3 protein-coding genes are annotated in these 8,412 nt (G+C 66.0%); 1 reads left to right on the plus strand and 2 read right to left on the minus strand.

What is annotated here, in order from left to right; all coding sequences use genetic code 11:
• Nucleotides 1-452 precede the first annotated feature (452 nt).
• Entirely contained in the window at nt 453-5,474 is a 5,022-nt protein-coding gene (locus KF886_25525; protein ID MBX3180722.1) for a hypothetical protein, read from the plus strand.
• Nucleotides 5,475-5,581: 107 nt separating this feature from the next.
• Here the strand turns inward: KF886_25525 and KF886_25530 are convergent, their stop codons facing one another.
• Complete coding sequence (locus KF886_25530) at nt 5,582-6,226, minus strand: transposase (protein ID MBX3180723.1); 645 nt, start codon at nt 6,224-6,226, stop codon at nt 5,582-5,584.
• Between the two features lie 207 nt (nt 6,227-6,433).
• Nucleotides 6,434-7,849 carry an FAD-dependent oxidoreductase gene (locus KF886_25535; GenBank protein ID MBX3180724.1) on the minus strand — a complete coding sequence of 472 codons (1,416 nt, stop codon included), beginning with the start codon at nt 7,847-7,849 and terminating at the stop codon, nt 6,434-6,436.
• Nucleotides 7,850-8,412 lie beyond the last annotated feature (563 nt).

The following is an 8,412-nucleotide window of genomic DNA, read 5'->3' on the forward strand; positions in this document are numbered from 1 at the left end:
ACCACGCTATCTCAAGCGCCAGCCAGAACCCGTACCACGCGATTCCGCCGCGGGCGGATTCGTGTGCCTCGAGCAAGACAACCCCCAGCGCCACCACCAATCACCCCGCACGAGCGGTTCCGCATGCAAGATATTGAACCACGGATGATGAAAAAAACAGGTCACTTCGGGATTCGTACGCTGGCGCCGGCACACCTCAACGCCTGAAATCCTTTTCTATCCGTGTCATCAGCGTAATCCGTGGTCACAATTTCCGATCGCGGCCAGAGGCCGCTCCAAGCTTATTCGCGTGTATTCGTGTTCATTCGCGGTTCAAGTTTATACGGTTGCGGCCAGGAGCCGCCCTGCGTTCTGCGCGGCTGTGTCCGGTTGACCAAACCCGCCAAATGCTCTAGACTCCTCCCCTATGCGTCCACGGCAGGCGTGGGCGGGGACGATCCCGGGAGTGGTCCATGTCCTATTCTATTCGGCGCGCATTCGCCACCCTTATCGTTGCTGTGCTTCTCCGCAGCCTCGCGGCAATCGCCCACGCGGACACCCCCGCCTTCCGCGCCGGCGCGGCCGCGGTCGACATCACGCCGCCCGCCTTCCCCGTGCGCGTCAACGGCATGTTCACCGAGCGCAGCGCAGACGGCGCCGCCGACCCGCTCTACGCCCGCGCCATGGCCCTGGACGACGGTTCCACGCGCCTCCTGTTCTGCATCGTCGATACCTGCATGATGGAGCAGGACCTCATCGATACGGCCAAGGCCGCCGCCGCGGATAAAACCGGCGTCCCCGTGGACCGCATGATGGTCTCGGCCACCCATACGCACAGCGCGCCCTCGGCCATGGGGTGCCTGGGGAGCCGGCAGGATCCCGACTACGCCGCCTGGCTCCCGGGCAAGATCGCGGAGGCCCTGGTCGCCGCCGCCGGGTCGCTCCAGCCCGCGCGCATCGGCTGGGCATCCGTGGACGACTGGGCCCACACGCACAACCGCCGCTGGATCCGGCGCGCGGACAAGACCTTCGAGGATCCCTTCGGCGTCTTGAATGTCCGCGCACACATGCACCCCGGCTACGAAAGCCCCGACGTTATCGGCCCCTCCGGCCCCGTGGACCCGGGCCTGAGCGTGATCGCCGCCAGGACCCCCGACGGAAGGCCCATCGCCTTTCTGGCCAACTACTCCCAGCACTACTACAGCTCCCCCCTGCTCTCGGCCGACTACTTCGGAAGCTTCGCGCGCGCCATCGCCCGGCATCTCGGCCAGCCCTCCAGCGAAGGCCCCTTTGTCGCCATGATGAGCCAGGGAACGAGCGGCGACCTGATGTGGATGGATTACGGCTCTCCCAAAAAGGACGGCACGCACGAACAATATGCCGAGGAAGTGGCCGCGCGCGCCCTGGAAGCGTGGGACGCCATCGAATGGCATGACCACGTCCCGCTGGGCATGGCCGAACGGGTGATCAACCTGGCGTGGCGCGCGCCCGATGCCGATCGGCTCGCGTGGGCCCGGGAACGGGTGGCCGCGCTGAACGGGGAGATCCCGAGGACCCAGCCCGACATCTACGCGCACGAAGCGATACACCTCCACGAACGGCAGCGCACCGACCTCAAGCTCCAGGCCATCCGCATCGGCGATCTGACCATCGCCACGCTGCCGAACGAGGTCTATGCGATTACCGGCCTCAAGCTGAAGCGACAGGCCCCGCTCGGCATGCACTTCAACATCGAGCTCGCCAATGGCTCCGTGGGCTACATCCCCCCGCCGGAGCAGCACGACCTCGGCGGCTACACCACCTGGCCCGCGCGCACCGCCGGCCTGGAGATTCAGGCGGAGCCCATCATCGTCGAGACGCTCCTGGGCGCCATGGAGGAGGTAACGGGCGCGGCGCGAAAACCATTACTGGACGGCGAAAGCCCCTACAGCGCAACCGTAACACGCCTGAATCCATCGTCCTATTGGCGGCTGAACGAAATACAAGGACGCACCGCGCACAACACGGTCTCCGGCGCGCCGGATGCGCAGCTTTCGGGCGGCGCGGCGCTCTACCTGCCCGGTCCGGGCAGCGGCACGGGCTGGGGCGTTGGCGAGCACCTGCGCCCATCCAACTTTTCCGGCCCGGGCGAAATCAACCGCGCCGTGCACTTCGTGAGGGACGGCATGCTCGCGGCGGATCTTCCCGATTTGCGCGCCCCGTTCACCCTGGCGCTGTGGTTCTGGCTCGGCGAGAAGAGCGGCGCGAGCATCCGCGATGGCGGGCTGGCCACCCTGCCCTCCGGCGATCAGCTTCGCTACACGGTCGACGCCAGCGGCTCGGCCGGGGTCTTCCTGGTCCGCGCGGGCGATCCGGCGGCGCGTTACGGCGGCCGCAACCGCATGCCCATCGGCGGCTGGCATCTCGCCGTGCTCGTCGGGGACGGCTCTGACCTTCACTGCTACATCGACGGCAACCAAACGGAACCCGAGGCCACCCGCGTCGACGCGGAGCCATTCACGGGCGGGACCTGGCGCTTCGCCGAGGGCCTGGAGGGCAAACTCGACGAAATCGCCCTGTTTGACCGCGCCCTGAACGCGGAAGAGCGGCGCGCCCTCTGGGACGCCTCGGGGATCGAGGCGGATCGCGCCCAAACCCCCGCGCTCAGTTCACCACCCCTTTCCCCGCCGGAAGGCCTCGCCTCCATTCGTGTGCCCGACGGTTATACCGTGGACCTGGTGGCCTGCGAACCGAATGTCATCGACCCCGTCGCCTTCGACTGGGACACCCGCGGGCGGCTCTGGGTCGTGGAAATGTCCGATTACCCCCTCGGCCTCGACGGCGACGGCGCCCCGGGCGGGCGCGTGCGTGTGCTGGAGGACCGAGACCGCGACGGCTTCTATGAAACTTCGCAGCTCTTTGCCGATGGCCTCAATTTTCCCACAGGCATCCTCACCTGGCGGGATGGCGTCATCGTGACCGCCGCGCCGGATATCCTTTTCCTCCGCGATGCCACCGGCGACGGCATGGCCGACGAGCGGGAGGTTCTGATCACCGGCCTGAGCGAGGGCAACCAGCAACTCCGCGCCAACGGCCTGCGCTGGGGCCTGGACAACTGGGTCTACGTCGCCGCCGGGGGACACCACGGCGACTACGGAGCCGACACGGTCCTCCGATCCACCCGCGCGAACACGGAAACCCTCGTGGGCAGCCGCGATTTCCGATTCAAGCCGGACACCGGCGAACTGGAGCCCCAGAGCGGCCCGACGCAGTTCGGGCGCAACCGCGATGACTGGGGCCGCTGGTTCGGCACGCAGAACGCCCGCCCGCTCTGGCACTACGCCCTGCCGGATCATTACCTGAAGCGCAATCCGTATTTCGCCGCGCCGGACGGGCAGGTGCAGGTGCTCGGCGAGGTTGGCCCGCCCGTGTACCCCACCGCGCCGCTGGAAAAGCGCTATCACGACTTTAAATCGTCCGGCCACTTCACTTCGGCGTGCAGCGGGATGGTTTACCGCGACACCAGGCTTTTTCCCCGTGAGAGCCTGAACGGCTTCGCTTGCGAGCCCTTCCACAACCTGGTCCAGCGGATTGAACTGGAGCACGACGGCGTCACCTTCCGCGGCAAACGCGCGGGGGCCGAGGGCGAACCCGACTTCTTCGCCAGCACCGACCGCTGGTGCCGTCCCGTCATGGTGCGCACCGGCCCCGATGGCGCCCTCTGGATCGCGGACATGTACCGCTACATGATCGAGCACCCGCAATGGCTTCCGGAGGAGGGCCGGGCCGAACTGCTCCCCCACTACCGCGAGGGCGACGACAAGGGACGCATCTACCGCGTGCGGCGAACCGAAGACCCGATCGTGCCCATCATGGACTTTTCCGAAGTACCAACAGACAAACTCGCCGGCCGTCTGGCCGCCTCCAATGGCTGGTTCCGCGATAAGGCCCAGCAGCTGGTCCTCTGGCGCGGCGATACGAGCGCCGCCCCCGGCTTCGCGAAGTACGCGCGTCACTGCCACGCGCGAGGCCGTCTCCACTTCCTTTGGACGCTGGAGGGCCTGGGCGCGCTGACCGACGACCTGGTGGCCGAAGCGCTTCAGGCGGAGGAGCCGGGCCTGCGCGAGAACGCGCTGCGCCTCGCGGAGACCCACGCCACGGAGCCGGTGGTCGCGGCGGCCCTCGCCCTGGCTTCCGACCCGGATCCCAAAGTGCGCCAGCAGCTCGCCTTCAGCATCGGCAGCTTCCCGGCAACCCCGGAAGCGGGCCACGCGCTGGCCGATCTCCTGCTCCAGCATCACGACGATCCGTTCACCACCGCCGCCGCGCTGAGCTCCGCCCTGCCCCACCAGGAAACGCTGATTGCCGCCCTGGCGGACCGGAACGATCCCGCGATGGCGGGTCTACGGCCGGCGCTGGCCGAGATCGGTCTCGGAACCGGAAACGCCCCGGCGCTCGCCGCGCTGCTGCAACCCGCGTTCCACGCCGCCCTGGAGGCCCCTACGCTCGCGAATGCCGAGGCCGCGGCGGCCATGCTTGACCTCCTCGCACGCCGTGATTTCGACCTGAAACGCATCCCGGAGGTTGACGCGCGCGCTCAGGTCCTGCTCGCCGCCGCGCGCGAAGCGATTCAGGGTTCGGGCGCATTCCTGCCCCCGGACGCATCCGAGCCGGACCGGGAAACCGCCCGGTTCGCCGCCACGACGATCCTCGCCCGAATCCCCGCCGACCAGGGCGCGGTTGTGGACGCGCTGGCCCCGACGGTCAATGGCCTGACGCCGCCGGAAACCCTTCAGCAGGCCCTGGCGATCCTTGCCCGCACCACCGATGAACGCGTTCCCGTCATCCTTTTCGGCGCCTGGTCCGGCCTCGCGCCCGGCGCGCGGGAGAGCGCCGCTGGCATCCTGCTGTCGCGGCCAGAGTGGACCCGGCAGCTCATCGAAGCCCTCGGAGGCCCCGGCCTGCGCGCGACCGACCTCAGCCCCATCCGCCGGACGCAGCTTGCGAACCACCCCGACCAGGATCTGCGCGCCCTGGCCGCCGCCCGCCTGGAAAGCGCCGGAAGCCCCGCCCGCGCCGGCGTCGTCGCGGCGTACGCGCCCGCGCTCGCGCTGGAAGGCGATCCCGCGCGCGGCCTCCCGAAGTTCAACGAGCTCTGCGCGCTGTGCCACAAACACGGCGAAATCGGCCTGGAAATCGGCCCGGACGTCCGCACCTTCGCCCAGCATCCGAAGGAAAAGCTCCTCGCGAACATACTCGACCCGAACCTCGACATCCAGCCGGGTTACCACGCGTACAACTGCGAAACCGAGGAAGGCGAGTTACTCTTCGGCCTCATCGCCTCCGAAAACGCCACCAGCATCACCATGAAAGTCCCCGGCGGGCAACTCCGCACCGTGCTCCGAAGCGACATCTACGAACTCGGCGGCACGTCCCTGTCCATGATGCCCGAAGGCCTCGAAGCCGCCCTCACCCATCAGGAAATGGCCGACCTGATCGCGTTTATTAAAAAGTAGGATAGCCGTCCCGGCTGTCCAAAGTAGGATAGCCGTCCCGGCTGTCCCAAAACAGGCGGAACGCCTGTCCAAAGTAGGATAGCCGTCCCGGCTGTCCAATCTCCCTATCACTTCACCCCAAGCCCACAGCCTATCAAATAGCCCGAAGCAATCCCCGCTTTCCTCGGGTTCTCCTCAATATATTTTCGAAAATGCTCAAGATGAGGAGCGCTCCGAACGATGTGGTCAAATGACTCGCCCTGCCACACCGTGCCCGAACGATGCAGGAGCTTGTTCAACTCGTGCGCCGTAAATGATTTCCAGGTATGCAGGTGTTTAGAAAGATCTTCGGCATCGTACGCACGTACAAGCACGTGGACGTGATTCGGCATGATCGTATAGGAATCGAGAATATATCGTTCGCCATCAAAGTGATGCAGCGCAGACGCCACCAATTCGCCCGCGCGCTTGTCGGCCAGAATGCGCGAACCGTCGCCGGCATCAAGCCATTTCTCGAATCGTTGATAGAAGTCCCCATAGGAACGCATCTCCTCGATGCTCCACGGCTTCGGGTGACGCTTAAGCCACTGTTCGCGCTCCTCCTTCCAGGACCTGACCTTCGAACGCGGGACAGAGTCGGCGAGACGAAATGTAACGAAGTAGGTGACTCCGTCTTGTCTCCAATGCGGAAGATGCCGTCCGTGGATCGCAAGTTCGGCGGTGCGATCAAAGGGAATGAATACGTCGTCGGGCACGCACTCGTTGGTTTCCATCTTGTCGCCTCCAAGTTGGAAAAATGGTGGCCATCCTCTCCTTTTGACACAATAACAGGTGCGCTCGCGACTGTCAATGTAGAATTGACGTGAACAGGCCTGCGGCCTGCCCTGGACAGCCGGGACGGCTATCCTACTTTCCGAGGCCTGCGGCCCGCCCGGAACAGCCGGGACGGCTATCCTACATTGTCCGCCATCCTGGCTGTCCTACATCTCAAATGGCAACTTCCCCGCCGCCGCGCTGCGCGCCGCCAGTTTTCCCGCCGCTTCCCCCATCGGCACGGCGTTCCCCGTCACGCGGTAGCTCGAGTGCGCCAGGAAATCCCCGCTGATGCACCGGCCCGCCATGAGCAGGTTGTCCACATCCTTCGACATCAGCGCGCGCAGCGGAATGTCGTACGGCTTCACCTTAAGGCCATGGTTCGAATAGCCCAGATCCTTCCCCACCTCCTTCGTCAGCGCGTGCACATCCACCGAAAACTTCACCTGGCAGACCGCGTCCTCGTGCGAACGCCCCTCCCGAAGGTCGTCCGCCGTCACGGTGTAGCGCCCCGCGATCCGACGCGCCTCGCGAATACCGATCTGCTCCGCCGTCGCCACGAGCGAAATATCCGCCCAGGGCCCGCCCGCCTTCCGCAACGCCCGCACGATCGCGTAGACCTCGCGCCGCGCGCGGATCGTCGCTTCCGTCACCGCGTCCGGGTCAAAGGCCGGAACCCCGTACTCGTGGTTCGCCATGAGCGCATAGAGGCCCTCGTGGATGTGGAAGAGCGAGGGGCTCGCGTAGGACGGATGCTGTCCCTGCGCCTTCAGCAATTCAAGCAGCTGTTTCTTCGCGTCCGTCCCGCCGCGGTTGATGTAGGGCGCCACGGCCTCGGCCTCGATCCCCGTCACCAGCGCCATCAGGCTCATCGGCTGGCACAGGCAGCTCTCGTCGATGCCCACGTCAAACGCACACCCCGCCTGCGCGCCGAGGTCCCCGTCCCCTGTGCAATCGATGTAATTCGCGGCGGTCCACGCCTCCCGCCCCGCCTTGGACTCCGTCACCACCGCCGCAAGCCGGCGCCCGTCGCGGATAGCCCCCACCACGCGCGTGTGCAGCCGAATCGCAATCCCCGCCTCTTCGCACATCTCCTCCAGCGCCACCTTCATCATCTCCGGTTCGTACGTGAACTTCCGCGTGGGCGGCGCATTGCCCATCGATTCCAGGCGGGCCTCGATCTCGGCCATGATCCCGTCCTTGTTGCCGTAATCCAGGATGTTGCAGAGCATCCCCGCGGTCCAGACCCCGCCCAGACACCCGTTTACCTCCAGGATCCCCGTTTTCGCGCCCGAACGCGCCGAGGCCAGCGCCGCCGCGACTCCCGCGGGACCGCCGCCGCAGACCAGCACGTCGAAAGCCGCGCGCAAGGGTACCTGACGGCCGTCCTCGCGCAACAGGTCCCCATCGTTGGAAAGCGTCCCCGACGTACGGTTGACGCGACCCTCCTTGTTTGGCCCGGCAACCAACGGCGTGTCGGATTCGCCCTGCGCCGCCACCGCGCCGCCCGCCGCCAGCGCGGGTATCGCCGCCATGCCCCTGAGCCAGCTTCGCCGGTTGATCCGGGTGTCCTTCTTCATCATTGCCCGTTCTCCTTCCGCCGCTACGCGGTGTCCCCGCGCGCATGCCCTTCACGCGCACCGGGCCACCCTACCACAGCCCGGCAGGCAATAAAAGCCGCCCGCGACCTCAGGCCAATCGCGTTGAAACCGGATCATTTCTGATGGGCGTAATCTGGTGACGATTCGGAAGCTTGAATCAAGGAAAGTGAGCGTGTTGGAGCGCCGGCATCCCTGCCGGCAAGATCCGGAATTCGCCACAGGCGAAATACCGGCGCCCTGCGGACCTCAAGGAAATCACATGTAAACCCGATCATTTCGGATGGGCGTAAACTGGCGACGATTCGGAAGCTTGAATCAAGGAAAGTGAGCGTGTTGGAGCGCCGGCATCCCTGCCGGCAAGGTCCGGGATTCGCCACAGGCGAAATACCGGCGCCCTGCGGCCCTCAAGGAAATCACATGTAAACCGGATCATTTCGGATGGGCGTAATCTGGTGACGATTCGGAAGCTTGAATCAAGGAAAGTGAGCGTGTTGGAGCGCCGGCATCCCTGCCGGCAAGGTCCGGAATTCGCCACAGGCGATATG

Source organism: Candidatus Hydrogenedentota bacterium (assembly GCA_019637335.1).
Taxonomy (GTDB): Bacteria; Hydrogenedentota; Hydrogenedentia; order Hydrogenedentales; family JAEUWI01; genus JAEUWI01.

Excerpts from the sequence above, each read along its gene's own strand:
- KF886_25530 (MBX3180723.1), bottom strand. The coding sequence starts at position 6,226 with ATGGAAACCAACGAGTGCGTGCCCGACGACGTATTCATTCCCTTTGAT.
- KF886_25535 (MBX3180724.1), bottom strand. The coding sequence starts at position 7,849 with ATGATGAAGAAGGACACCCGGATCAACCGGCGAAGCTGGCTCAGGGGC.
- KF886_25525 (MBX3180722.1), top strand. The coding sequence starts at position 453 with ATGTCCTATTCTATTCGGCGCGCATTCGCCACCCTTATCGTTGCTGTG.